We start from the raw sequence: 24,271 nt of genomic DNA, 5'->3' as shown, positions 1-24,271 counted from the left end.
CGCCGCAGCCCCGCCACAGTTATGAAACGGACCCTAAGCTGACCCGACGACAGTAATCAATACTAATAGTTATGGTGTGCCGGTCACCTGGAACGACCGCAGGCGTCCGATGTTGTCGAACGATCCGAATCCGACCCGGCCGGAGCGGAACGTCTTGTCGACGGCGGTCATCCGCGGGTTGGCGGCCCCGTCGACATAGACGGCGATCTCGCCGGTGGCGGGCAGGTGCTTGACCCGTACGGTGTGCCAGTTCGTGTCGGTGATCGACGGATTCGCCCCACGGGAGCGGCCGTTCCACTGGTAGTCGATGCGTACCCGGTCGGCGTTGTCGACCTTGAAGATGCCGTTGTGCGGGTAGGTCTTGTTGTCGGTCGACAGCGAGGCGTAGTAGAACTGCGTGTCCGACTGATAGCCGAAGACGATGATGACGTCGCGGTTGGTGACCTCGACCGGGGTGTCGATGCGCACGTCGGCCGTGACGTCGACGGCGCCGAAACGCGGACCCGCGGTCAGCACGGCGTATTCGTGGGGGCGGCGTGGGCCCGGGCGGGCGGTGCCGGGCTGGGCGAGCACGACCTCCGAGCCGGTTCGACCCGGTCGGGGTCGCCCGGGGCGCCGGGAGCGGAGAGATCCCGCATCCGCACCGAGGTGCCGGCGGCGTCGAACACGTGCAGGCGGTGGATGGTGGCCAGGGGGCCGCCGCGGACCATCGCGCTCGCCTCGGTGTAGTACAGCCGGCCGTCGACGAGGTCGCCGAAGACGTATTTGCCCTGCAGGGCGGGCAGGGCCGTGCCCCGGTAGACGAAGCCACCGGCGATCGCTACGCCGACGTCGTCGGTGCAGTTCCAGCCCGGCGGCGGGTTGTGGTCGTACATGGCGACCGGATAGGTGTAGCCGAGCTGGGCGTCGTTGGCGGGCAGCGGGTAGAGGCGGTCGCAGGGGTTGGTCGCGGCCCGGTCGAAGACCCAGGTGCCCTCGCGGTTGCTCCAGCCGAGGTTGTCCCCGGCCCGCACCTCGTAGACGGCCTCGATGGTCTTCTCGCCGATGTGCCCGAGATACATCCGGCCGGTGGCCTTGTCCCAGCTGAACCGGTGCGGGTCACGGAAGCCGTAAGCGTAGACCTCGCCGAGCGCACCGGCGCGGCCGACGAACGGGTTCTGCGGCGGGATGCCGTACTTGTGATTGGCCGCATCGGTACCGCGCGGATCCAGGCGCAGCAATTTGCCGTACGGGAGGGAAAGGTTTTGCGGCTCGGTGTTGCCCACGCCGAGACCGCCGTCGCCGACCGCCAGATAGAGCAGGCCGTAGTCGGGGTCGCCGGACTTGGCGAACGGGTTGAAATTGATTTCCTGAATGCCGTGGATCTGGCCGCCGAAGCCCAGGCGCAGCACCTCCCGGCGGGTGCCGGCGAACGTGTTCGCGGCCGGGTTGGTGGCCCGCCACTCGGTGACGACGTTGTGCAGGAACGTGCCGGACTGCTGCCAGTCGGGCCGGGCCGTCGTCTGCGCGGACTCCTCGCTGTGCACGGTGTAGAACAAGCCGTTGGTGCGGAAGCCGGGGTGGAACGTCACGTAGCCGAAGCCCTGACCGAGGCCGCGGCCGGAGAAGAACTGGGGCTGGAACTGCGCCGCCACATCGAGAAACACCGACGGCACCCCATCGCGTACGAGGTAGAGCTTGCCGTTGAGATCGGGCACCGCGCGCCGCCCGGAGCCGTCGGGCATCTCCATGATCGTGTTGATCCGGGCGGTACGCATGAGCCGCGGGTCGGTCGGCGCCGGGTCGGGCTGGGATTGCGGGAACTGCGCGTACTGGGTCAGCACCACGCCGAGGCCCATCGTGACCGGCTCGGTGCGCACCGGGTCGGCCACGGGCGTACCGGGTGGGGCGGCGGCCACGGGTGAAGCGGCGGACAGGATGAGGACCGCCACCGCGAGGACGAGCTTCTTCATGCGGTCACCGCCAATTCGGCGAGCTCCGCGTTGCCGGTGGTCCAGCCGGGTACGGCCACGGCGACGTACCGGGCCGAGGTCGCTCCGGTGAAGGGGGCGTAGGTCACGCCGTCGGGGGAGGTCTCGAGACGGGCCGTGGGGCGCGGGCCGCTGGTCCAGGTCAGCGAGACAGTGGCCACGGCACGGGAGGCGCCGAGGTCGACGACCATCCGCCCGTTCGGGCCGGGCCGCCAGGCGGTGCCGGGGTCGCCGTCGACGGCGTGCGACGGCTCGCCCATGCCGGCCGGCAGCGGGGAGGTGGGGAAGGTGGTCTGCCCGCGGGCCAGGTCCGTGGTGGGGGTGACCGGTCCGGTCACCGGCACGGCGAAGCTCCGGTTCTGCCCGCCGGGGACCTGGGCGCGCGCCGACCAGGCGCCCGCGGTGAGCGTCACGTCGACCGCGGCGCCGGCGGGTGCGGTGATCGCGACGTGGTGCGAGTCGGCGACGGAGAACCGGGTGCCGGCCGGGGCGCGTCCGGTGAGGGTGAACCGGACGGCCCGGACCGCGCCGCCGCCGGCGGGCACCGACGCGGTGAGATCGAGACCCCCGTCGGGGCGGGCCACGGAAACCCCTCGATACAGGCGGTCACCGCGCGGCAGGGTCAGCAACGCACCGGTGATCGGCGCCGAGGAGAGGTTGAGCAGGGTCAGGAAGCCGTCGGCGTCGCTGAGCCGCAGGGTCGGCGGTCCTCCGGTGGGCAGCCGGCGACTCGCCGCGGCGGCCAGGTCGGTGCCGGCGCCGCAATACCCCTCGATGAGGGTGGCGGGCGGGAGGGTGACGAGCGTGGACGATGCGGTGATGGAGCCGGTGGCGCCGTGGGCGACCAGTCCGGCCCGGCCGTCGATGACGGCCCAGGCGCCCAGGTTCGAGGTGCTCGGCGCGGCCACGGCGGTGCTCCAGGTGGTGCCGTCGAGGGAGGTCTGCACCAGGTACGACGTGGCGTGCGCGGCCTCCCAGGTCAGGGTGACCCCGGTCAGCTGGACGGTGGCGCCGAGGTCGACGGCGAGCCAGCTGTCGGCGCGGCCACGCTCCTCGCGGGCGACGGCCCATCGGGTGGTGGCGTTGCCGTCGACGGCGTTGGCGGCCGGATATGTGGGATCGGCCGAAGAGGCGGTCACCGTACGGCCGAGGGCGCGATCGGTGCCGCCGGTGTCGAACGCTTGCAAGCCGAACAGGGAGTAGCCGTACTGGCCGGACGCGGACCGGCCGAGGAACCGGACGTGCCGGGCCGCGCGGGCGGCGAAGGTGACCTTGTCGGTGCCGCCGTCGCCGAGCCCCGGGGCCGGGGTCACGGTGCCGGCCGAGCCGGTGAACGAGCGGTTGCCGTCGAGGCCGGGCACGCCGGGCATGCTCAGGTTGAACAGGGTCAGCGAGGACGGGCCGGGTCCGGAGTAGACGACCGTCCCGGTCGGCAGGGTAGCGTAACCGGCCCAGCCGGCGGCGGTCTCGAGCACGGTCGCTGTGGCGTCGGCGCCGTCGCGGGCCGCAATGTAGGCGGCCGTCCACGTGCGGGTCGGCGGTGTGGTCAGGGCCGGCAGGAAGGCGGGCGCCCGGGTGTCGATCAGCCAGTTGTCGTGGCCGGGCTGCCACAGGAAGCCGACGTGGCCGGGCTTGGTCACGGCGGCCGCGAAGCCGGCCTCGGTCTGCTGCGCGGTCAGGCCGACGGCCGGGCCGAAGGTGCGGACGCCCGCCGCCGCGGCGAAGAACTCGCTGCTGGTCACCGGCTGCACCGGCGTCGTCCGCCAGCGGTGGAAGAGGAACGCGATGGCGAGTTCGGCGCGGGCCTCCGGCTCGTACTTCTCCTCGCCGCTGAACTTCGTCAGCCGATAGTCGGGGGCGTAACGCAGGTAGGGCATGAGCCGGGCCGCGAGGTCGGCCTCGGCCCGGGCGGCGTGCCGGTCGCCCTGCACCTGCGCGAGGAACGCCAGCGGCAGGACGTCCCGGCCGTACAGGTGGTAGCGGTCGGCGACCATCGGCATCACCGGTTCGCCGGCGTCACTGGCGAGCAGGCGCAAGGTCGCCCACAGCTCGCGGCCGTTCGGCTGGCGGGTGAGCACCTGCGGCAACGGCTTACCGGCGGCGAGGAAATGCGCGGCGGCCCGCCCGGCGGTGCGCCACAACTCGGCCTGGTAGTGCGGGTTGACCGACTCGTGGTTCTCCACCACGAAGGAGTCGTGCAGATTGTGGGCGGTGTTCGCGCTGACCGCCCGGCCGTCGACGAGCGCCGGGTTGGCCCGGTCGGCCGCGGGCAGCCCGCTCGCGTTGGCCGCCCAGAACACGAACCGTTCCCGCCAGCGGGCCGCCTCCGCGTCACCGGCGGGGGCCCACGCCAGCCCGGGCGCGATGGCCTGGGCGTAGACGCCCATCTCCTCCAGCTTGGTGTCGCCGCGATAGCCGCCCGTGCCGCCGTTCGGGGTCCAGGCGCCGCTCAGCGGGTCGTTGCCGGTGCCCAACCCGTACGCGTACGCGGCCTGCCCGCGGGCGATGCGGTCGACGTCGGCGCGGGTGGCGGCGTCGAGATCGGCCCACATCAGGCGGGCCGCGAGCACGAAATACAACTCGAACGTCGAATCCCAGAACAGGCGCTGCCCCCACTCGGTGCCGCCGGCGAGCCGGTTGGTGGCCGCGAACCGGGTGATGGTGGCCAGGGTGTGCTGCCGCAGGGTGGCCGCGTCGACCCCGGCCAGCGCGGCGTCGTAGCCGTCGGTGGTCAGCAGCACGGCGTTGCCGAGCACGGCCGCGAACCGGAAATCGTCCGCCCGATAGGCGCCGGTCGCCGCATCCCACTGCTGCTGCACCCAGCGGGTGTGCGCGAGCAGCAGCCGGTGATATTCGTCGGCGACCGGGTCCGCCGCCACGGCCGGCGCGGGAAGGGGCAGGGCGAGGGCGCCGCCGGCCGCACCGATCAGGGCAAGGAGTGCGCGTCGAGTGGGCATAGAGCGCATGCTCTCCGAACACTTTCAAGCCCGTCAATATCTACGGATCGTTCATGAACAAATGGCTGCGGCGCGAACGCCGCAGCCATTCCTCGTCAGCAGTAAGCGGTACGCGCGGCGGCCGGGCTCGAGATGCCCCCGGTGCGGCGGGTGACGGTGCCGTAGCCGCCGATCGAGAAGCAGCTGGTGTCGGGCCAGTTGTTGACGACGAACTTGACCGAGTACGTGCCCGCGCAGATGTTCTTCGCCGTGGCGTACTTGCTCGAGCCACTGACGTACGTGTTGGTCAGCGACACGCACGCGGCGGCGATGCCCACCCCCGGCTCCCCGGCCGGCGCGGCCTGCGCGGCGGGCGCGGACAGGCTCAACGCGGCCACACCGGCCGCCCCGGTGATGGCGAACGCGCGCAGGGTCCTGGTCGTCATACGCATCGGTTTCTCCTTGCTGTCACGGTGCGTTGCTTTCGGGCGCCACAAAACGTATCGACGTCCATAACTCGCACGCGTCCGGCGACAGGTGGATGAACGGGGTAAACCTACGCGGTAGCTCGCTCAACCCGTCGGCGGATCCAAGGCCTTCGAGCTAGGACAACGGATTGCTGTTACGGGCGGCCCACAAAGCCACCTCGACCCGCCCCCGCACGCCCAGTTTCCTGCGGATGTTGGCCAGATGGCCGGCGACCGTACGGGTGCTGACGTGGAGTTCCTTGGCGATGTGGGCGTTGGTCAGCCCGTCGGCCACCCGCCGGGCCACGGCGAGCTCGCGGCGGGTCAAGGCGCCGCTCACATCCTCGTCGAGCAGCGGGTCGCCCGTGAGTGCGAGGTCGATCAGCTGGGCCACGGTCATGGCCGAGCCGTCCGCGGAGGCGTCCCGGGCCGCGCTGGGGCCGAGGGCCCGGCGGGCCGCCTCGGTCGTCGCTTGCAGTTGGCGTTCCCAGCGTGCGTGCACCGGGTGGCCCACCGACGTCGTTCCGGCTATCAGGGTGAGCGCCAGCGTGTACTTCTTACGTCGTGCGGCGAGGACGGCCGCGCATTCGATGGCGCCGAGCACGTAGTCGCGGTCGGGCACCGGCATGGTGAGGACGGCCGTCAGGTATTCGGCGGCGGCCACGTCGTCTCGTTGCAGCACGGCTGTCATGGCCGCGTTGTGCAGCAGTGTCATGCCGTAGTGGTTGGCGAAGCGGGCGGCCGGCGGGAGCGACGGGTCGGCCCCTGCCTCGAAGAGTCGCATGGATTCCGTGATCGCCTCGCGCGCGGCCACCAGGTCGCCGCTCGCCATGAGCAGCCAGGCCTGCTTGGTGAGGATCTGCCCGGTCATCTCCGCGCGGTCCCGCTGCCGCAGCAGGGCGATCAGCTCCTGCCCGGCCCGGATGCCGCCGGGGAGGTCGCCGGTGTTGCCGCGCGTCATCATGACACTGGTGAGCGCGAGGGCCAGCGAGCCGACGTCGTCGAGCCCGCGGGCCAGTTCGAGGGCGAGAGTCGAGTGGCGGATCGCGGCGTCGTGATCGCCGCGGCGGGCGTCGTTCTTCGCGAGCCAGACCAGGGCGTGCGCGCGGGGGAGCGGCGGCGTTGCCGGGTCGTCGAGCACGTCGGCGAGCAGCCGGCCGACCTCGGTCAGATCGAAGACGTTGGCCAGGAAACGCGCGAGCAGGAGGGCCAGGGCCGGGTGGGCGGGGTGGCGGCCGGCGGCGGCGACGGTCACGCCGTGGTGGAGGTTGTCGAGTTCGGCGACGACCTGGTGCTCGATGATCGTCAGGTCGTCACCCCGCGGGCTGTCCCGCAACCGCAGTTCGAACGCGGCGAGCCAGTTCAGCAGCAGGTTCTGCGCCGCGCCGAGGCCGCCGGCGTCGACCAAGACCGCTTCCCCGTACGCCCGGAGCGACTGGAGCATGCGGAAGCGGCCCGGATGCCGGGGGTCGGTGGCGATCATCGACTTGCGGGCCAGGCTCGCCAGCAGCGCCCACAACTGCGGCCGGGTCAGACCCAGGTCGGCCGTGACGGCGGCGGCGCTGCGCTGGTCGAAGCCACCGGGCAGGACGCTGAGCCGGGCGAACACTTGTTGCTCCCGGTCGTCCAGCAGGTCGTAGCTCCACCGGATCGCGTCGCGCAGACCGCGCCGGTGACCGATCGCCCCGCGCCGGCCGTCGACGAGCAGGTCGAGTCGTGCCGGCGGGCCGGACAGCAACGCCTCGGGCGTCAGGACGTCCAGGTGATGCGCGGCGAGCTCGATCGCGAGGGGCAGGCCGTCGAGCCGGTCGCAGATCTCCGCGATGATGACGGCGTGCGGGTCCGGGTCGAAGCCGGGGTTCACCTCCCGCGCCCGGGTGCTGAACAGGCGTACGGCGTCGGCGCGGAGCGGCTCGAGCTCCGTGACGGTCTCCCCGGGCGTACGGAGGGCCTCTCGGCTCGTGGCCAGGATGTGCAGCTCCGGCGCGGCGGCCCGCAGCTTCGCCACGACCTCGGCCACCGCGTCGATGACGTGTTCGCAGTTGTCGAGGACCAGCAGGGCCGCCCCGGCATCGGCGAAGCGGTCGGTGGCGCCCACCGCCGTCGCGACGTGCCACGGCTTGGTCACGGGCGCCAGGTCGACCCAGGTGACCCCGCCGGGAAGGGTGGGCTCGACGCGCCGGGCCAGCTCCGCGGCGAGCCTGGTCTTGCCCACGCCGACCGGGCCGATAACGGTGAGCAGGCGGGCCTGGTGCACGAGGGCGGACAGGTCGGCGAGTTCGCGTTCGCGACCCACGAAAACGTCGTACGCCGGTGGCGTCCCGCGCGAAGCGCTCGGCGGCGCGCCGGGCAGCTCCGGCGGTGACTCGGTGGTCGTCAGGATGGCGGCCCCGCTGCGGTACTGACGGTGCAGCGTCGAGGCCGGGATGTCGAGCAGCTCGGCGAGTTGCCGCCAGCTGAGCCCCCGCTCGCGACCCAGGCGTACGGCCTCGCGCAGGCCCCAGGCGGCAACGCGTTGCGCCTCGGCCAGCGCCGACGCGACCCCGGCCGTCCCCGCGGAGCTGTTCGCGGCCTCCACCACGGCCGCCAGCTGCCGCAGATAGGACTCGAGCCCGTCCTCTTCATGATGGGACAACCGCGCCTCCGGCTAGGACCACGACAGCAGGTGGAGCTTCTCGTCGCTGGGCGAGCCGGGCCGAGCGGTGAGGACCAGCAGATATTGGGCCTGGTCGGGGTCGATCAGCAGCTGGCTGTACAGCTCGAGCTCGCCCAGCTCGGCATGACGGTAGCGCTTCAGATCGAGGTGGTGCACGACGCCCACCTCGTGCAACTTCCAGACCTCGGCGAATTCGGGGCTCACCCGCAGCAGCTCCGCGACGATCTCCCGGGCCCGGCCGTGCGGGTCCGCGGTGTACGCCGCACGCAGCTCCGCGGTGAAGACACGGCCGCGCTTGGCGTGATCCTCCTCCGGGTACAGCTCGCGCGCCGCCGGATCGGTGAACCAGCGATAGACCAGGTAGCGCGACATGCCGCTGAACCGGGTGTAGTCACCGAGCAGCGCCACCGCGGGCCGCGTCTGCAGCAGCGTCTCGCCGAGCCGGGTGAAGACCAGCGCCGGAGCGTCGGGGAAACGCTCGATGATGCGCCGCATGGTGGGGCTGGGCCGGCTGTCATCCCCGCCCTGGCGCGGCGCGGAATGCCCGCCCAGCGCGAACACATGGTCCCGCTCGCCCGGGCTGAGCTGCAAGGCCCGGGCCAGCGCGGCGAGGATGGGCCCGGACGGCACCGGGCCGCGTTGCTGCTCGATCCGGCCGTAGTAGTCGGCCGACATGCCGGCCAGGGCGGCCACCTCTTCGCGCCGCAGCCCCGTGGTCCGCCGCCGGGGACCGCGCGGCAGCCCCACATCCTCCGGTTGTAGTGCCTCGCGGCGGGCCCGCAGAAAATCGGCCAGCTGCGCCCGATCCACGTCACCCTCCGCCGCTCGATGTGCGAACGCCGGCGGCGTCGGCCGATCGGCGATTCCCACCGTATAGGAGGGTTTTGCTCGGCCGGATGAGCACTTTGTGCAAGATCCAGAAAGCGGCCTAAAGGACTTTCCGCTCAGCCGGTCCGCCCGGCCTGCCGCCGCTGTGCCACATCGGGACGGGGTTGCTCAGGCGGCCGGGTTTCGCAGCGCCGCCTCGCTCGACTGCACCATCCGATCGAGCGCGGCCACCATGTATCGCCGCCAGAGCGGGGCGAACGGGCCCGCGACGATCCATCCCCGGCCCGGCAGCGGCTTGAACTCGTAGGTCCACCGGATCAGCGTGCCGGCGCCGTCCGGGTTGAAATTCCATTCCCCCCGTACGCCGGAGGCCAGGTTCGCGAGCACGTTGGTGAACCCGGTCAGCTGGTACGCGAAACTGACGCCGTCGACGCATTCGGTGAGCTGCTCGTCGGCCTGCGATCCGTCGTCGAACTGGGGATTGCGGGTCGGCCCGGGGTGGTCCCAGGTCTCGGTCTGGTTGGCGATCGACCGGATCCCGGGGAACGGCCAGACCGGTTTGAACACGGTCGCCAGGTCGATGGGCATGATCAGCCGGAAGGCGTCGGCGGGCGCCAGGGTGCTCCGCTGCTGCACGGTGATCGGAATGGTGTGGTCGGCGGCGCCGATAAGAAGCTTGATCGTCATGCTCCCACCCTGCGGCACGGACGGCGACGGGCGGCAGGCACAAAAGATCCGGGGATCACTTGAGCCTGGATGCCGCCGTTCGCGCTGCCGACACTCAAGATCACATCCAGCCGGACCGGGAGCGATCATGAGCAACGACCGACCCACCGCAACACAACTCGCCGAGACCTTCTTCGAGGCGCTCGAGACCCGCGACATCTCGCTGATCGACCGCTACCTGGCGGACGACGTCGTGGAGGTCATTCCCTACTCGAACACCGGCAAGCCCGAGCCGTTCTATGTCTTCACCGGCAAGGCCGAGGTGCTCGACTATCTCCGAACCATCGTCACGAACTTCTCGCGCGTGCTTCTCGCCGGCAAACGCTACTCGGTGACCGACGACGGCAACACCGTGTTCCTGCAGGCGGAGGGCGATCTCGTGCAGGCCGGCACCGATGCCGCATACCGGAACGTCTACGTCTTCAAGATCGAGACGCGCGACGGGCAGATCGTGCACATCGACGAATACGCCAACCCCATCACGTACGCCCTCCTGGCCGGCCTGCCCCTGGGCTGAGATCGATAGGCAATCCCTATCGATCGGTGCTCGTTTTCGTCTTGGACCTCTGTCCGAGGGCCGACTTAGTGTCCTTCTCGTTGCGCGACAGGCGCGCCTGGACTTGCAGGGGGACCACCATGAACATCACCGTTATCGGACGGGGCAACATCGGCGGGGGATTGGCCGATCTGTGGGAGCGGGCCGGGCACAAGGTGGAGCGGCTCGGGCGTACGGGTGGCGATGCCGGCGCCGCCGAAGCGGTGTTGCTCGCCGTTCCCGGAGATGCCGTGCAGGCGGCGCTGGCGTCGGTGACCGGGCTTTCGGGCAAGACGATCCTGGATGCCACCAACCTGTACGGCGAGGTGAAGCCGCCGGCCGGTTTCCCGTCGAACGCCGAGTACGTCAAGTCGGTGACCGGTGGCCCGACCGCGAAGGTGTTCAACACCAACATCGCCGCCCTGTACGGGCAGATCGCCGGCACCCGGGTGCGGCCGAGCAACCTGTGGTCCGGTGACGAGGAGGCCCGGCGCCTCGTCGAGCAGCTCAGTCTCGACGCCGGCTACGAGGCCGTCCGGCTGGGCGACCTGAGCATGGCCGCGACCCAGGAGAGCCTCGCGCACGCCGTCGTCGCGATCGCGCAGGGCGGGCTCGGGCCGTTCGTCTATCGGATGGCGGCGCCCGCGGAGCTCTGAGGATCGCCCAGCCAGCCGTGGAGCCGGGCATGCCGGCGGACGGTGGCGATGACGCCGGTGATGGCGGGTGACGGGTCGGTCGTGGGCCACAGCACCGAGAACTCCGCGGTGATGGATGGGTCGACGATGTCGCGGTGGACGACCCCGGTGCCCGCCTTCGCCGCGTGTTCGGTGAACGAGGCGGGGGCCAGGCCGACCTCGCGTCCGCTGGCGAGCCGCGAGAGCATGGCGTTCACCGGGGGCTCGTCGAAGGCGCGCAGCCGGGGCGTGAACCCGGCCTGGTGGCATGCGGCGACGATGCCGTCGTAGTACGCCGGGGCGAGGTGCCGGGGAAACAGCAGCAGGGTCTCGTCCCGCAGGTCGGCCAGCGGGAGCACCGTCGCGGCGGCCAGGCGGTGGCGAGCGCCGAGGATCGCGGAGACGCGTTCCGCGCGGACGGGCTCGCCGGCCACCCCGTCCGGGGCCGGCGGGAACAGGGCGAGACCGACGTCCAGGTCGCCGGCTTGAAGCCGTACGGGAATCTCGGCGCTGAAAAGCTCGCGAGCGTCGACGGTGAGCTCGGGGTGATCCGCCTCGATCGCCTCCAGGAGCGAGGTGAGCGTGCCGAAGCTCGCGACGGGTGTGTAACCCAGCCGGATCGTCGTCGTTCTCCCCGAGCCCGCCAGCCGGGTGAGTTCGACGGCGTGCTCCAGCGCGGCCAGGGCGGGCGGCACCTCCTGGGCCAGCGTCCGGCCGGCCGCGGTGAGCTGCACCCGGCGGCTGGAGCGGACGAAGAGCGGGGTGCCGAGATCCTCTTCGAGCTTGCGGATCTGGTGGCTCAGCGACGGCTGGGAGATGTAGAGGCGTGCCGCGGCGCGGCCGAAGTGGAGTTCTTCGGCCACGGCCAGGAAGTAGCGGAAGGCACGCGGGCTGATCTCGATGGGCAAAGCCTAGTCCGCGACGTTGAGGACGAGTTTGCCGCGCGGCCGGGGGGTGTCGGAGCGGCCCTCGAGGATGAGGTGCGCCTCGGCCACCTGGGTGAGGGGGAGGACCGCGCCCACCACCGGGCGCAGCAGGCCGCGGTCGACCAGGCGGCCGAGCTTCTCCATGCGTTCCGCTGACGGCCTGGTGAAGAGGAAGTGGTACGAGGCGTTCACGTTCCAGGCGGCGAGCAGGTTCTGCGGCTGGGCGGTGTCGACGATGCTGACCACGCGGCCGTCGGGGGCCAGCAGGTGCGGGCTGTTCGTCAGCGTCTCCGCGCCCAGCGTGTCCAGCACCACGTCGGCGCCCCGGCCACCAGGGGCAGGCTCGCGGCCTCGACGTGGCTGAGCGAGCTCGGTTTCCGGGCCACGATCGACTCTTCGACGACGTGATACTCCGCGTAGGCGCCGGGCCCGTGGAAGAAGCGGGCGAGATACCAGACCTCGTCCCCCGGTTTGAAGCGGGTCACGCCGGCGCCCGCCTGCTCGACGACGCCGGAGACGTCGTAGCCGATGACGAGCGGCGGCCGGGTGTCCTCGCGGTAGTCGCCCCGCCGGATCTGCAGGTCCAGCGGGTTGACCGAGGTGGCGTGGACCCGCACCAGCAGCTCGCCGTGGCCCGGGGCGTTGGTGGGGAGCTCGTCCTGGACGAAGACCTTGTCGGCGGGGCCGAAGTCGGTCATGACCATGGCGCGCATGAGAGGGCTCCTTACTTCTGCATTTCGCGAACTTCCGAAATGCTACCCCCGGGTTCAGAGCTCTGTCATCACCCAGCCGGCGAAGGCCTTGATCGCATCCTCGTCACGCTGGTAGTAGGTCCACTGGCCGGCGCGGGTGGCCCGGACCAGCCCCGCCCGGTGCAGCACGGACAGGTGCGCCGACATCGTGGAAGCGGCCAGCCCGGCCTTGCGCTGGATGTCGCTGACACACACACCGACCCCTTCGGCGGCGTCGTCGTCCGGGGGAGGGAAGTTCCGCGCCGGGTCCTTCAGCCATTGCAGGACGTGCAACCTGACTTCGTTCGAGAGAGCGCGGGTCACGGCCAGGGGGTCGAGGTTCACTCCCTCACAGTAATCACTCGGCCAGCAGGGCCCTGACCTCGTCGGCCTCGGGGATGCCGAGCGCGGTGTAGAGGCTCAGCGCCTGCTGGAAGTGCTCGCGCGCCCGGTCCTCGTCACCCCGGGCGCGGTACGCGTGACCCAGGCCGGCCTGGGCGAAGGCCTGCTCGTCGGGCATGTCGACGTCGATCGCGGTAGTCAGGGCGTCGGCGTGGTGGACGAGCGCGTCGTCGAGGCGGCCGGCGGCCCGGGCGGCCTCGCCCAGCCCGTTGAGCGCGCCGATCTCGCCACCCTTGTTGCCGAGCTCACGAAACAGGGTCAGGGCGGGCTCGAAGTAGCCGATGGCCTCCTCCGGGCGGCCGAGGTGGTTGTGCAGGATGCCGAGGCTGTCGAGCGCCCCGGCCTCGTTGTTGCGGTTGCCGATCTCGCGGAACAGGGCCAGCGACTGGCGCAGGTGCTCGGCGGCCGCCTCGGGCCGGCCGGCGCGGGTCTCGATGTCGCCGAGGATGTTCAGCGCCTGGGCCTCGCCGCCCTTGTTGCCGAGCTCGCGGTCCAGGGCGAGGGCGCGCTCGCAGTAGTCGATGCCCTCGGCGAACCGGCCCGCGCGTTCCAGCACGAGGCCGATGCCGCTGAGCATGTTGGCCTCGCCGACCCGGTCGCCGGCCGCCTGATACAGCTCGAGGGCCTGCCGCTTGTAGTCGATGGCGCCGGGATAGTCGCCCACCCACTGCATGACGGTGGCCAGGTCGTACAGCGCGGCCGCCTGCCCGACGGCGTCGCCGGTGCGGCGGAACAGCTCCAGCGACTCCTCGAGGTCGTCGGTCGCCCGCTTCGGCGAGCCGAGCCGCCGGTGGGCGACGCCGAGACCGTTGAGCGCGTACGCCTGACCGATGACGTCACCGGCGTCGCGGGCGGCCCGCAGGGCGTGGCCGTGCACGGTCAGCGCGTCGCCGTGGTGGCCGCCCTTGAGATAGCGGGACAGGGTGCGGGCCAGCCGGACGGCGTGACCCGGCGTGCCGGCCACGATCGCGACCAGGGTCGGCCGCTCGGTGTCGAGCCAGGCCAGGGCGGCCCCCGGGTCGGTCAGGCCGGGGCCGGGCACCGGGGACGGCGGCACCGGCGGCCGCTCGTGCGCCTCGCCCGGGTGCAGCGTGTTCATCGCCGCCGCGGCCGTGGCCAGGTAGTAGTCGTACAGGCGGGTCAGGGCGGCGCGGCGGGCGGCCGGGGCGATCTGGTCGTGGGCGCGATCGGTCGCGTACGCCCGCACGAGGTCATGGAACGTGTAGCGCCCGGGCGCGGTCGCCTGCAGCAGGTGATCCCGCAGGAGCGCGCCGAGCGAAGCGCGCGGGTCGGTGCCGAGCAGCGCGGCCGCGGCGTACGCGTCGAAATCCTGGCCCGGGTGCAGCGCGGCCAGGCCCAGCAGGCGCTGCTGCTCGGCCGGCAGATCCTGATAGGACAGATCGAGGGCCAGCTCGACGCCGGAGTCGAGGCGGCGGTTGCGGTGGCGCTCGGCCAGCCGGTCGGCGTGATCGGTCAGAGTCCAGTGCGGGAAGCTGCGGATGTGCCCCGCGACCAGGCTCAACGCCAGGGGAAGATAGCCGCAGAGGGCGGCGATGCGGTCGACCGCCCCCGGGTCCGGCTGCGTGAGGTTGGCCCTGAGAAAGGCCGCCGCCTCGCCGGGGGTGAAGACGTCGACGGCCAGCGCGACGGCGGCGGGGGAGAGCCCGGTCAACGTCCGGCGGCTGGTGACCAGGGCCAGGCAGCCCGGCGTGTCGGGCAGCAGCGGGCGGACCTGCTCGGCGGTGGCCGCGTTGTCCAGCACGACGAGCGTGCGGCTGCCGGCCAGGCGACCGCGGTAGGCCGAGGCGCGGTCCTCCAGCCCGTACGGGATCCGATGGCCGGACACGCCGAGCAGGCGCAGGAAGGCGTCGAGCACCGCCGCCGGATCGGCCGGGGGCTGGCCCGGATCGGGGTGGAAGCCGCGCAGGTTGACGAAGAGCACCCGGTCGACCACGTGGGCCCGGATCAGCAGGTGACCGGCGTGCACGGCGAGCTGGGTCTTGCCGACGCCGGCCATCCCCGCGATCGCCGAGATCACCACCGCGCTGCCGCTCCGCCCGGCGTCGCCGAGCGCCTGTCGCAACCGGTCGAGCTCGTCGGCGCGTCCGGTGAACTCGACCAGATCCTGCGGCAGCTCCTCCTGCACCCGCACCTGCGACCCGGCGTCGATCTCCGCGCCGACCGCGCGCAAGGCCTGGCGCCAGCGTTCCCCGTACGCCGGATCGGGGTGCAACGCCGCGACGACGGCCACGACGAGATCCGCGTTGAGCCGCCGCCGCCCGGGCCGGAAGCAGTCGGCCACGGTCGTCCGGTGGGTCAGCTCCCGCGCCGGGCGCCCGGCCGCGGTCCAGGCCGCGTTCACCCTGTCCTTGATCGTGTCGTACGACGGGTCACCCGCCGCCGCCTTGAGCGCGCGCAGCCGCTCGGCCACATCGTCCAGGCCGGCAGCCTGGTCCGGGTCGGGCAGCGGTTGCTCAGCCGGCGGCATCGTCACCCCATCGACTTGTCCGGATGTGCTGAACCTGACTTTAGTCGCTCGTCGCGCCCGGGCCCGGCGCGACGAAACTGGGGGTGAGTTCACGCCGGGTTCGTGGAGAGGCAGGTCCGGACATGACCATCCAACCCTTCACCGTGCAAGTGCCCAAGGACGCGCTCGACGACCTGCAACGCCGGCTGGCCGCGACGCGCTGGTCGAGCCGCGAGCTGGTCGACGACCGTACGCAGGGGGTGCAGCTGGCCGTGATGCAGGAGCTTCGCCGCTACTGGGCGACCGAGTACGACCTGCGGCGGGTCGAGTCGCGGCTCAACGCGCTGCCGCAGTTCGGTCTCGAGATCGACGGGGTGACGATCCACTTCGTCCATGTGCGGTCCGAGCACCCGGACGCGCTACCGCTGATCATGACGCACGGCTGGCCGGGGTCGGTCATCGAGATGCTCGACTCGATCGGGCCGCTCACCGATCCGCCGTCCGGCGAGGACGCGTTCGATCTCGTGCTGCCGTCGCTGCCCGGCTACGGGTTCTCGGGGGAGCCGGCCGAGACCGGCTGGGATCTCGTGCGGACCGCGCGGGCGTGGGGCGCGCTCATGGAACGGCTGGGCTACGACCGTTACGTGGCTCAGGGCGGCGACGTCGGCGCCGGAGTGACCGACGCGATGGGGCGGCTCGGGCTCGACGGGCTGGCCGGGATCCACACCAACCTGCTGGTGACGGCGCTCAACGACCCGGCCTCGCTGCCCCACGAGACGGCGGACGAGCAGGCCGCCCTGGCCGCGCTCAAGACGTTCCAGACCAGCGGCAACGGCTACTTCGTGGAGATGGCGACGCGGCCCCAGACCATCGGGTACGCCCTGCTCGACTCGCCCGTCGCGTTGGCCGCCTGGATGATCGACCACGACACCGACGCGTACTACAAGATCGCCCGCGCGTTCGTCGAGGGCCAGGTCTCGGGCAACCTCACGCGCGACCACATCCTCGACAACATCACCGCGTACTGGCTGACCGGCACGGGCACGTCGGCGGCCCGGTCCTATTGGGAGGCGTACGGGCCGGACGGCTCGGCCGCGGGTAACGCCCCGCTGCCCGACCCGCGGGTCCCGGTCGGCTTCAGCGCCTTCCCCGGGGAGATCTGGCGGACCCCGCGCAGCTGGGCCGAGCAGGCCTACCCGACGCTGAACTACTTCGGCGAGGCCGAGCGGGGCGGCCACTTCGCCGCGTGGGAGGAGCCGGAGCTGTTCGCGGCCGAGGTGCGGGCCGCCTTCCGTCCCCTGCGGTGACCGCCGGCCCGAACGGCCCGGTGCGGCCGGGCCGTTCGGGGCAGTGGGGTAGCGGGGTCGCGCCGAGATGTCTACGGTGCCCTTCTGGGCGGGCGGCGCCTCACGGGGAGGTGGGCATGCGGTATCAGATCCTCGGCCCGCTGCTGGTGGAGCACGAGCAGCAGACGCGGTCGGTGACCGGGGGCAAGGTGCGGACCATGCTGGCCGCCCTGTTGCTGCACGCCAACCAGCAACTCTCGGTGGCGCAGCTGGCTCAGCGCATGTGGTCGGGGGATGCTCCGCACTCGCTGCGCCGCGTGGTGCAGACCAACATCGTCCGCCTGCGGCACGAGCTGCCGTGGCCCGGTTCGGTGGTCACCGGCCCGGCCGGTTACTCACTCTCCGTCGAACCCGGCGAACTGGACATGCACGTTTTCGACCGGCTCGTCGACGAGGCCTCGGCCGCGCCGGGGCCGGCCGACCAGGCCCGCCTGCTGCGCGAGGCCCTCGGGTTGTGGCGGGGCCCCGCGTGCGCCGACGTGGCATCGCCCTGGCTGCACGAAATGGACCTGCCGGCGCTCAACGAGCGGCGGCTGCTCGCGCTGGAGCGGCGTATCGAGGTCGACCTGCGGCTGCACCAGGCCGACGGCCTCGTTCCCGAGCTCCGCCGGCTGACCATGGAGCACCCGTTCCGCGAGCGGTTCTGGGTGCAGCTGATGGCCGCGCTGTATCGGCAGGGGCGGCAGGCCGAGGCGCTCAGCGCGTATCAGACGCTGTCGCACCGCTTCATCGACGTGCTCGGGGTCGAGCCGGGCGAGGAGCTGCGCGAGGTGCATCAGCAGATCCTGCGCGGCTCCGGCCACCACCCGCTGCTGTCACCAGCCGCCGCGCCCGCCCCGGTGCACGTCGCGCCGGCCCCGCCCGCGGTGCCGCGGATGTTGCCGGCCGGACCGCCGCATTTCGTGGGGCGGGCCGAGGAGTTCGCCACCCTCGACTGGCATCGCGACGAGGAGGCCGGGGTCGTCGTGCTGGACGGGCCGGCCGGCATCGGCAAGTCGGCCCTGGCGCTGCGGTGGCTGCACGACAACGCGGCCGACTTCGCCGACGGGCAGCTCTATGTGGACCTTCGCGGCTATGCCGACGAGCCGCCGCTGGAGCCGGCCGACGCGCTGGCCACCCTGCTCGGGGACCTGGGCGTGGCCGAGGCCGAGCTGCCGTGCGGGGTCGCGGCCCGGGCCCAGCTGTTCCGCACGCTCACGGCCGACCGCCGGCTGGCCGTCCTGCTCGACAACGCGCTCGACGCCGAGCAGGTGCGCCCCCTGCTGCCCGGAGCGGCCGGTGTCGTCGTCGTGATCACGAGCCGCAATCAGCTGCGCGGCCTGGTGGTGCACGACGGCGCGGTGCGGGTGACCGTGCCCCGTCTGGAGCCGGCGGAGGCGCCCGTCCTGCTCGGCATGAACCCGCGCACCGAGGAGGCGGCCCGGCTGGCCGAGCTCTGCGACCGTACGCCGCTCGCGTTGCGCATTCTGGCCGAGCGGATGGCCCGGCTGCCGCACGTGTCGCCCGCGTCGTGGATCGCCGAGCTGTCCGGCGAGGCGGGCCGGCTGGCCGCGCTCGACGCCGGTGACGGCGCGTCCGGCGACCTGCCGCGCTCGCTCTCCTGGTCCTATCGGCGGCTCGATCCCGACGCGGCCGAGCTGATGCGGTGCCTGTCCGCGCACACCACCCGCGCGTTCACGACGGAGCAGGCGGCCGGGGTGGCCACGCTGCCCATTCCCGCCGTACGCCAGCAGCTGGACCGCCTCGTCGGGGTGCACCTGGTCGAGCAGCTCAACCACGACCTGTACAGGGTGAGCCTGCTGGCGGGCCTGTACGGGCGGCACTGCGCCATAGGGTCCGTTTTATGACTGTGGCGGGGCTACGGCAGGGCCCAGATCCCGCCTGGCGGCGCCTGAGGGAAAGCCAGGTTCCAACACCGGGAGCCAGGCTTCCCCGGGCCACCACCAGACGAAATCTGGACCCGGCCTCGCACCCACCCCAGTCATAAAACGGACCCTACTCGACCGCGCCTGCTGAGCGCACGAACACCCCGGCCCGCGCCGCGGCGGTCGCGGCCTCGGCGGCCCGGTCGGCGGCGGCCTCGTCGATCGGCTCCTTGCTGATCATCAGCCGGTAATAGAGCGGCGCCGACACCGCCCGGATCACCTCGGCGCCGTCGGTGCCGCCCGGCAGTTCGCCCCGGGCGACCGCGTCGTCCACACACGACGACCACTCGGCGATGCGGACGGCGTAGAAGCGGTGCAGCGCCTCGGCGGCCCGCGCGTCCCCGGCGGCGGCCACGATCACGGCCCGGAACAACGCGCCCTGCCGCGGGTCGGTCAGCGTGCGCTGCACCAGTCGTGCGTTCGCCCGCAGGTCCTCGAGCAACGACCCCAAGTCCGTACGGGGGGAGGACTGCTCCGCCATGTCGGCCAGCAGGTCGGCCACCAGCCCGGCCGCCGTGCCCCACCGGCGGTAGACCGTCGTCTTGCCGGCCCCGGCCCGCCGCGCCACGTCGGCCAGGTCGAGCCGGTCGAACCCGCCCTCGACGAGCGCGTCCGCGGCGGCCTCCAGAACAGCGGCCCGTACGCGGGCGGTCCGTCCCCCGGGCCGGATAGTGCCGACCGTCATAACGACACTCCAGTTTCGTTAAGGCGTTTCGCTGCTATCGTAGCCACACGTTAACGGAACCGCAGTTCCATTAGGTGGAGGAGTGGTCATGGAGTATCGACGGTTGGGGGCCTCCGGGCTGACCGTGCCCGCCCTGAGCTTCGGCGCCGGCACCTTCGGCGGCTCGGGGCCGCTGTTCGGGGCCTGGGGCAGCACGGACGCTCGGGAGGCCCGGCGCCTCGTCGACATCTGCCTCGAGGCCGGGATCACCATGTTCGACACCGCCGACGTCTACTCCGGCGGCGCGTCCGAGGAGGTGCTGGGGCAGGCGATCAAGGGCCGGCGCGACGAGGTGCTGCTGTCGACCAAGGCGGGGCTGCCGATGGGCGAGGGTCCGTACGACCTGGGCACCTCCCGGGCCCGGCTGATCCGTACGGTCGAGGCCGCCCTGCGCCGGCTCGGCACCGACCACCTCGACCTGTTCCAGCTGCACGCCTTCGACGCCGGCACCCCGGTCGAGGAGGTGCTGTCGGCGCTGGACGATCTCGTGCGGGCGGGCAAGATCCGCTATCTGGGCGCCTCCAACTTCTCCGGCTGGCAGCTGATGAAGTCGCTCGCCGTAGCCGACCGCGACCACCGTTCCCGATACGTCGCCCACCAGGTCTACTACTCGTTGATCGGCCGCGACTACGAGTGGGAGCTGATGCCGCTCGGGCTCGACCAGGGGGTCGGCGCGATGGTGTGGAGCCCGCTGGGGTGGGGCCGGCTCACCGGCAAGATCCGGCGCGGAGTGCCAGTGCCGCAGGCCAGCCGGTTGCACGCCACCGCCGCGTACGGGCCGCCGGTCGACGACGAGCAGCTGTTCCGCGTGGTCGACGTGCTCGACGACCTGGCCCGCGAGACCGGCCGGGCGGTGCCCCAGATCGCCGTGAACTGGCTGCTGCGCCGGCCCTCGGTGGCCACCGTGATCATCGGCGCCCGCACCGAGGAGCAGCTGCGGCAGAACATCGGTGCGGTCGGCTGGGCGCTCACCGACGAGCAGGTGGCCCGGCTCGACGCGGCGAGCGCGCGCCCGGCGCCCTACCCCTATTTCCCGTACGAGCGGCAGGAAGGATTCGCTCGTCTCAACCCACCCCCGGTAGCCCGCGTCGCTTGATCCGCGGACGGGTGGCTTCAATTCGGCTTCACGACGGTTTCACGACGCCTGCAAAGCGAGATTTATTCGATCCGGCCGTTGTGCCGTGCGCGTCGGCCACCGAAGCTTCACTGCGTGCAACGGGGGAGCCGAATCCGGCTTCGTTGCCTTCGGTAATACGTCGAGCAAGCGGATGAGGGATCAATGGCCAACGAGTTGAACGTCGACACGAACGCGTTCTGGGAAAACGGATATCAGATCATCCGTAACGCCTACACGCGCGATGAGATCCAGCGTATCCGGGAGGCCGCCATGGCCTCGCGCGGTCGTGGTCCCGGCGATCTTCTCTCCAACCCGAAGATGCGGCACACGCTGACCGACGGCCGCTTCGTGAGCGTCGCCAAGCAGCTTCTCGGCAGCGACGACATCTGGTATTCGGGGGACAGCTCGTTCACGATCAATTCCAGCCAGCGCGGTTTCCACAAGGACAACGTGGACCGCAAGGACCCCAAGGGGCCGGACTGGAAGGGCCGTTACACGCTGCTGCGGTTCGGCATCTACCTGCAGGACCACTATTCGCACACGGGTGGCCTGAACCTGCGCGCCAAGTCGCACAACACCACCGATCACAACTACGGCAAGAACATCTATGTCCGTACGCGTCCCGGTGATCTCGCGGTGTGGAGCATGCGCACGACGCACAGCGGCAACGGCGCGCTTTACAAGTTCCCGAAGTGGGTCTTCCCGGAGCCCAAGGACGTGCCGACCCTGCCCAAGTGGCGGGTCGCCAAGGCCGACGGCGACCGGGTGGCGGTCTTCGCCGCGCTCGGCCTCGACGACGCGCACCACCACCGCTACGTCGAATACATGAAGACCCGTACGTACCTGATCAACTCCTTCAAGGCCTCGGTCTACGACGACGAGACCCGGCAGGAGGCCAAGAACGCGGGCCTGAACATCTGGGACGTGGCCGCGGAGATCGAGGGCGACGACTCGGTCGGCAAGAACGCCGCCTGGGAGCCGATCCCGTACGAGGTCGGCGCCGAGAAGCGCGTCCGCTCCTAAGCCGTTCTGCTGCCGCCTTCGGCCACCTCACGCTCGCGTTGCCGGGTAACGAGGTAGCCGAAGGCGGCGGCGGTGAAGAACATGACCACGCCGTAGACGGCGGCCGGGATCGCCATCTCGGTGTTGCCGAGCAGGGCCGGGCTGACCGCCACGGGTACGAGCACGATTGCGAAGACCTGGACCACCTTGTCGAACTGCAGGCCGAGCGATCCGGCGCCGTCCAGGAAGTACCCCGCCGAGAGGTTCACGACGATCGGCAGCGTGACCACCGCGAGCACCGAGTTGACCGCGGTCAGCGTGACGTTGAGGGCCACGTGCCCGCCGAACAGGTGGCTGTAGAGGTTGGCCGTCGTGCCACCGGGTGACGCCGCCAGCAACATCATCCCGACCGCGAGCACGGCCGGCAGGTCGAGCGCGACGACGAGGGCGAAGCAGAGCGCGGGCAGCAGCAGCACCTGACAGCCGAGCGCGATCAGGGCGGCCCGGGGATAGGCCACGACCCGCCAGAAGTCGGCCACCGTCAGGCCGAGACCGAGGCCGAGCATGATGATCCCGAGCGCGACGGGCAGACCGACGGTCGTCAATGGCGAGTCCATGCTGCGGCATTGTGCCCGAGCGTCGCTCCGGCCCCCATTGCCCGAACGGACATCGACATCAGTTCATGTTTGACATGGTCACTTAACGGACTCGAAACTTCTCTGAGAGCGCTCCCTCAGTTGTGCGAAGCCCGACGAGAAGGGCAAGTCCATGACTATCCGCACCCGTCTCCTGGCCGTCGTGGCCGCGACCGTCGCCCTGACCGGCTCGGCCGCCATGGCCGTCGCCGCCAACGCCGCCCTGCCCCCACCGCCCAGCGGCTGGACCCAGGTCTGGGCCGACGACTTCACCGGCGCCGCGAACACCCTCCCCAGCGGCGCCAACTGGATCATCGACACCGGCACCAGCTATCCCGGCGGGCCGCCGCAGTGGGGCACCGGTGAGATCCAGACCTACACCAACAGCACCAGCAACGTCGCGCACGACGGCGCGGGCAACCTGCGCATCACGCCGCTGCGCAACGGCTCCGGCCAGTGGACCTCGGCCCGGATCGAGACCCAGCGCACCGACTTCAAGGCCCCGGCCGGCGGCGTGCTGCGCCTCGAGGGCCGCATCCAGATGCCCAACGTCACCGGCAACGCGGCGCTCGGCTACTGGCCCGCGTTCTGGGCGCTCGGCGCGCCGTACCGCAACGACCGCTACAGCTGGCCCGCCATCGGCGAGTTCGACGTGATGGAGAACGTCAACGGCATCAACTCCGTCTGGGGCGTGCTGCACTGCGGCGTCAACCCGGGCGGGCCGTGCAACGAGACCAACGGCATCGGCGCCAGCCGGGCCTGCCCCGGCTCGACCTGCCAGGGCAACTTCCACACGTACGCCTTCGAGTGGGACCGCAGCGTGTCGCCCAACCAACTGCGGTGGTACGTGGACGGTCAGCAGTTCCATTCGGTCAACCAGAACCAGATCGGCGAGCCGCACTGGGGCAACATGACCAACCACGCCGGCTATCACATCCTGCTCAACGTGGCCATGGGCGGCGGGTTCCCCAACGGGGTCGCCGGCTTCGGCACGCCGACCTCGGCCACCGTGCCCGGGGCGCCGATGCTGGTCGACTACGTCGCCGTCTACACCCGGGGCGGGGGCAGCACGCCGCCGACGACACCGCCCACCACCCCGCCGCCCGGGGGCGTCCGGGACGCGTACGCGCAAATCCAGGCCGAATCGTTCGACGCGCAGTCCGGCGTGATCGTCGAGACGGCCGGCGAGGGCGGGCAGAACATCGGCGCCATCCGCAGCGGCGACTGGGTGCAGTTCAACAACGTCGAGTTCGGTTCGGGCGGCGTACGGGATTTCGTGGCCCGGGTGGCGTCGGGGGCCGCGGCCGGCATCAGCGGGCTGGTCGAGGTGCGGATAGACAACCGGAGCAACGCGCCGATCGGGAGCTTCGCGCTCGGCAACACCGGCGGGTGGCAGAGCTGGCGGTCCGTGCCCGGCAACGTGTCCAACGTGTCGGGGCGGCACACGGTCTTCCTGACCTTCACCAGCGGGCAGCCCAACGACTTCGTCAACGTCAACTGGATCCAGTTCCGCCGGTGACCTCCTGATCGAGAACACAGCGGAGCCGCGCCCGGGGGGACGGGCGCGGCTCTTGCTGGTGCGGCCGATCAGAGCTGACCGAGCAGGGCGAGCAAGAAGTTGAGGAGTGCGGCCAGCGCGCCGGCGCTCGGGACCGGGTCGAGCAGGCCGGCGATCGCGCACAGCAGGTTGCCGAGCAGGTTGCCCGGGCCCGACACCGCGTTGATCACCAGGTGCAGCTGGTTGAGGTCGACCGTCAGGCCGAGCAGGTCGAGGTGCAGCGGGCCGAGCACGAGGTCGAGCACCCGGCACGTGGCCTGCGCGATCGCGACGGGCGCGTTGACCGACTGGTTGACCGTGCCCAGGGAGGTGCCGGTCGAGTCGGTCATCGTGCCGGTCAGCTTGCCGGTCGCCAGGAGGTTGCCGTTCTGCGCCACGAACTTCGTGGGCGTGAAGGCGCCGGTGAAGGTGCCGGTGCCGCCGGCCGCGTCCGTGAACGTGCCGGTGACCGGGGTGCTGGGCACGGCGGCCGCGGCGACCGGGGCGGGCGCCCTGGTGACCGGGGCGGCGGCGGCCGCGTTGGCGCCCACCGAGGCGAGCCCCAGCGCCGCGACCACAGCCACCACGATCATCGAGATTCGTTGCCGGTGTGTCATCGTTCCTCCTGGTGATCAGGATTTGTGTGACTTCCACCGATAAGCCTCGA

22 protein-coding genes are annotated in these 24,271 nt (G+C 71.5%); 7 read left to right on the top strand and 15 right to left on the bottom strand.

Annotation, left to right across the window (positions count from 1 at the left end):
- Positions 1 to 69: 69 nt before the first annotated feature.
- From JKJ07_RS49505 to JKJ07_RS02180, 7 genes are all read right to left on the bottom strand, one after another.
- Entirely contained in the window at positions 70 to 516 is a 447-nt protein-coding gene (locus JKJ07_RS49505) for a hypothetical protein (protein ID WP_236028180.1), read from the bottom strand.
- On the bottom strand, positions 510 to 1,952 hold the full coding sequence (locus tag JKJ07_RS02205) for a PQQ-dependent sugar dehydrogenase (protein ID WP_236028178.1): 1,443 nt from the start codon (positions 1,950 to 1,952) through the stop codon (positions 510 to 512). The genes JKJ07_RS49505 and JKJ07_RS02205 overlap by 7 nt, the downstream gene beginning before the upstream one ends.
- Positions 1,949 to 4,927 carry a discoidin domain-containing protein gene (locus JKJ07_RS02200; RefSeq protein WP_202989450.1) on the bottom strand — a complete coding sequence of 993 codons (2,979 nt, stop codon included), beginning with the start codon at positions 4,925 to 4,927 and terminating at the stop codon, positions 1,949 to 1,951. Before JKJ07_RS02200 ends, JKJ07_RS02205 begins: the two co-directional genes overlap by 4 nt.
- Before the next feature lie 95 nt (positions 4,928 to 5,022).
- On the bottom strand, positions 5,023 to 5,358 hold the full coding sequence (locus JKJ07_RS02195) for an alpha-amylase inhibitor (RefSeq protein ID WP_202989449.1): 336 nt from the start codon (positions 5,356 to 5,358) through the stop codon (positions 5,023 to 5,025).
- 151 nt (positions 5,359 to 5,509) lie between these two features.
- On the bottom strand, positions 5,510 to 8,008 hold the full coding sequence (locus JKJ07_RS02190; protein ID WP_202989448.1) for an ATP-binding protein: 2,499 nt from the start codon (positions 8,006 to 8,008) through the stop codon (positions 5,510 to 5,512).
- 12 nt (positions 8,009 to 8,020) lie between these two features.
- Positions 8,021 to 8,839 carry a helix-turn-helix transcriptional regulator gene (locus tag JKJ07_RS02185; RefSeq protein ID WP_202989447.1) on the bottom strand — a complete coding sequence of 273 codons (819 nt, stop codon included), beginning with the start codon at positions 8,837 to 8,839 and terminating at the stop codon, positions 8,021 to 8,023.
- Positions 8,840 to 9,025: 186 nt separating this feature from the next.
- A complete protein-coding gene (locus JKJ07_RS02180; protein ID WP_202989446.1) occupies positions 9,026 to 9,544 on the bottom strand; it encodes an SRPBCC family protein in 519 nt (172 codons plus the stop codon).
- Between the two features lie 127 nt (positions 9,545 to 9,671).
- Between JKJ07_RS02180 and JKJ07_RS02175 the strand changes: the two genes are divergently transcribed.
- Positions 9,672 to 10,100, top strand: coding sequence for a nuclear transport factor 2 family protein (locus JKJ07_RS02175; protein ID WP_202989445.1), 429 nt, complete (start codon positions 9,672 to 9,674; stop codon positions 10,098 to 10,100).
- A 119-nt stretch (positions 10,101 to 10,219) separates the two neighbouring features.
- Complete coding sequence (locus tag JKJ07_RS02170; RefSeq protein ID WP_202989444.1) at positions 10,220 to 10,774, top strand: NADPH-dependent F420 reductase; 555 nt, start codon at positions 10,220 to 10,222, stop codon at positions 10,772 to 10,774.
- Here the strand turns inward: JKJ07_RS02170 and JKJ07_RS02165 are convergent.
- The 5 genes from JKJ07_RS02165 to JKJ07_RS02145 are packed head-to-tail and all read right to left on the bottom strand — an operon-like array spanning position 10,744 to position 15,339.
- Positions 10,744 to 11,700, bottom strand: coding sequence for a LysR substrate-binding domain-containing protein (locus tag JKJ07_RS02165; RefSeq protein ID WP_202989443.1), 957 nt, complete (start codon positions 11,698 to 11,700; stop codon positions 10,744 to 10,746). The genes JKJ07_RS02170 and JKJ07_RS02165 overlap by 31 nt on opposite strands.
- A gap of 3 nt (positions 11,701 to 11,703) precedes the next feature.
- Positions 11,704 to 12,033 (bottom strand): zinc-binding dehydrogenase, encoded by a 330-nt coding sequence (locus JKJ07_RS02160; protein WP_202989442.1) that lies wholly within the window; start codon positions 12,031 to 12,033, stop codon positions 11,704 to 11,706.
- On the bottom strand, positions 12,000 to 12,431 hold the full coding sequence (locus JKJ07_RS02155; protein ID WP_202989441.1) for an alcohol dehydrogenase catalytic domain-containing protein: 432 nt from the start codon (positions 12,429 to 12,431) through the stop codon (positions 12,000 to 12,002). Before JKJ07_RS02155 ends, JKJ07_RS02160 begins: the two co-directional genes overlap by 34 nt.
- 54 nt (positions 12,432 to 12,485) lie before the next feature.
- Positions 12,486 to 12,794, bottom strand: coding sequence for an ArsR/SmtB family transcription factor (locus JKJ07_RS02150; RefSeq protein ID WP_202989440.1), 309 nt, complete (start codon positions 12,792 to 12,794; stop codon positions 12,486 to 12,488).
- A gap of 13 nt (positions 12,795 to 12,807) precedes the next feature.
- On the bottom strand, positions 12,808 to 15,339 hold the full coding sequence (locus JKJ07_RS02145) for an ATP-binding protein (RefSeq protein ID WP_202989439.1): 2,532 nt from the start codon (positions 15,337 to 15,339) through the stop codon (positions 12,808 to 12,810).
- A gap of 122 nt (positions 15,340 to 15,461) precedes the next feature.
- Here JKJ07_RS02145 and JKJ07_RS02140 point away from each other — a divergent pair, with 122 nt between their 5' ends.
- Both JKJ07_RS02140 and JKJ07_RS02135 read left to right on the top strand, forming a co-directional pair.
- Positions 15,462 to 16,625: an epoxide hydrolase family protein gene (locus tag JKJ07_RS02140; protein ID WP_202989438.1), complete on the top strand. Its 1,164-nt coding sequence runs from the start codon at positions 15,462 to 15,464 to the stop codon at positions 16,623 to 16,625.
- Positions 16,626 to 16,741: 116 nt separating this feature from the next.
- Positions 16,742 to 18,511 (top strand): AfsR/SARP family transcriptional regulator, encoded by a 1,770-nt coding sequence (locus tag JKJ07_RS02135; RefSeq protein ID WP_202989437.1) that lies wholly within the window; start codon positions 16,742 to 16,744, stop codon positions 18,509 to 18,511.
- Between the two features lie 148 nt (positions 18,512 to 18,659).
- Here JKJ07_RS02135 and JKJ07_RS02130 read toward each other — a convergent pair whose 3' ends face one another.
- Positions 18,660 to 19,274 carry a TetR/AcrR family transcriptional regulator gene (locus tag JKJ07_RS02130; RefSeq protein ID WP_202989436.1) on the bottom strand — a complete coding sequence of 205 codons (615 nt, stop codon included), beginning with the start codon at positions 19,272 to 19,274 and terminating at the stop codon, positions 18,660 to 18,662.
- Positions 19,275 to 19,362: 88 nt separating this feature from the next.
- On the opposite strand from JKJ07_RS02130, the gene JKJ07_RS02125 reads away from it, so the two are divergent.
- Complete coding sequence (locus JKJ07_RS02125; protein WP_202989435.1) at positions 19,363 to 20,409, top strand: aldo/keto reductase; 1,047 nt, start codon at positions 19,363 to 19,365, stop codon at positions 20,407 to 20,409.
- 183 nt (positions 20,410 to 20,592) lie between these two features.
- The gene (locus JKJ07_RS02120; RefSeq protein WP_202989434.1) at positions 20,593 to 21,453 is read left to right on the top strand and encodes a phytanoyl-CoA dioxygenase family protein; all 861 of its coding nucleotides are present in this window, start codon (positions 20,593 to 20,595) and stop codon (positions 21,451 to 21,453) included.
- Here the strand turns inward: JKJ07_RS02120 and JKJ07_RS02115 are convergent.
- Positions 21,450 to 22,049 (bottom strand): bile acid:sodium symporter family protein, encoded by a 600-nt coding sequence (locus tag JKJ07_RS02115; protein ID WP_202989433.1) that lies wholly within the window; start codon positions 22,047 to 22,049, stop codon positions 21,450 to 21,452. The genes JKJ07_RS02120 and JKJ07_RS02115 overlap by 4 nt on opposite strands.
- Positions 22,050 to 22,200: 151 nt before the next feature.
- On the opposite strand from JKJ07_RS02115, the gene JKJ07_RS02110 reads away from it, so the two are divergent.
- Entirely contained in the window at positions 22,201 to 23,586 is a 1,386-nt protein-coding gene (locus JKJ07_RS02110) for a carbohydrate-binding protein (RefSeq protein WP_202989432.1), read from the top strand.
- Between the two features lie 68 nt (positions 23,587 to 23,654).
- Here the strand turns inward: JKJ07_RS02110 and JKJ07_RS02105 are convergent, their stop codons facing one another.
- Positions 23,655 to 24,221 (bottom strand): hypothetical protein, encoded by a 567-nt coding sequence (locus JKJ07_RS02105; RefSeq protein ID WP_202989431.1) that lies wholly within the window; start codon positions 24,219 to 24,221, stop codon positions 23,655 to 23,657.
- Positions 24,222 to 24,271: the final 50 nt, after the last annotated feature.

The organism is Paractinoplanes lichenicola (assembly GCF_016785085.1).
Classification (GTDB): domain Bacteria; phylum Actinomycetota; class Actinomycetes; order Mycobacteriales; family Micromonosporaceae; genus Actinoplanes; species Actinoplanes lichenicola.
Note: the sequence above shows the minus strand (reverse complement) of the source record. Positions and strands in the feature narration are given on the sequence as shown.

Excerpts from the sequence above, each read along its gene's own strand:
- JKJ07_RS02115 (WP_202989433.1), bottom strand. The coding sequence starts at position 22,049 with ATGGACTCGCCATTGACGACCGTCGGTCTGCCCGTCGCGCTCGGGATC.
- JKJ07_RS02200 (WP_202989450.1), bottom strand. The coding sequence starts at position 4,927 with ATGCCCACTCGACGCGCACTCCTTGCCCTGATCGGTGCGGCCGGCGGC.
- JKJ07_RS02120 (WP_202989434.1), top strand. The coding sequence starts at position 20,593 with ATGGCCAACGAGTTGAACGTCGACACGAACGCGTTCTGGGAAAACGGA.
- JKJ07_RS02155 (WP_202989441.1), bottom strand. The coding sequence starts at position 12,431 with ATGCGCGCCATGGTCATGACCGACTTCGGCCCCGCCGACAAGGTCTTC.
- JKJ07_RS02195 (WP_202989449.1), bottom strand. The coding sequence starts at position 5,358 with ATGCGTATGACGACCAGGACCCTGCGCGCGTTCGCCATCACCGGGGCG.
- JKJ07_RS02125 (WP_202989435.1), top strand. The coding sequence starts at position 19,363 with ATGGAGTATCGACGGTTGGGGGCCTCCGGGCTGACCGTGCCCGCCCTG.
- JKJ07_RS02145 (WP_202989439.1), bottom strand. The coding sequence starts at position 15,339 with ATGCCGCCGGCTGAGCAACCGCTGCCCGACCCGGACCAGGCTGCCGGC.
- JKJ07_RS02110 (WP_202989432.1), top strand. The coding sequence starts at position 22,201 with ATGACTATCCGCACCCGTCTCCTGGCCGTCGTGGCCGCGACCGTCGCC.
- JKJ07_RS02105 (WP_202989431.1), bottom strand. The coding sequence starts at position 24,221 with ATGACACACCGGCAACGAATCTCGATGATCGTGGTGGCTGTGGTCGCG.
- JKJ07_RS02180 (WP_202989446.1), bottom strand. The coding sequence starts at position 9,544 with ATGACGATCAAGCTTCTTATCGGCGCCGCCGACCACACCATTCCGATC.
- JKJ07_RS02170 (WP_202989444.1), top strand. The coding sequence starts at position 10,220 with ATGAACATCACCGTTATCGGACGGGGCAACATCGGCGGGGGATTGGCC.
- JKJ07_RS02130 (WP_202989436.1), bottom strand. The coding sequence starts at position 19,274 with ATGACGGTCGGCACTATCCGGCCCGGGGGACGGACCGCCCGCGTACGG.
- JKJ07_RS02175 (WP_202989445.1), top strand. The coding sequence starts at position 9,672 with ATGAGCAACGACCGACCCACCGCAACACAACTCGCCGAGACCTTCTTC.
- JKJ07_RS02140 (WP_202989438.1), top strand. The coding sequence starts at position 15,462 with ATGACCATCCAACCCTTCACCGTGCAAGTGCCCAAGGACGCGCTCGAC.
- JKJ07_RS02135 (WP_202989437.1), top strand. The coding sequence starts at position 16,742 with ATGCGGTATCAGATCCTCGGCCCGCTGCTGGTGGAGCACGAGCAGCAG.
- JKJ07_RS02205 (WP_236028178.1), bottom strand. The coding sequence starts at position 1,952 with ATGAAGAAGCTCGTCCTCGCGGTGGCGGTCCTCATCCTGTCCGCCGCT.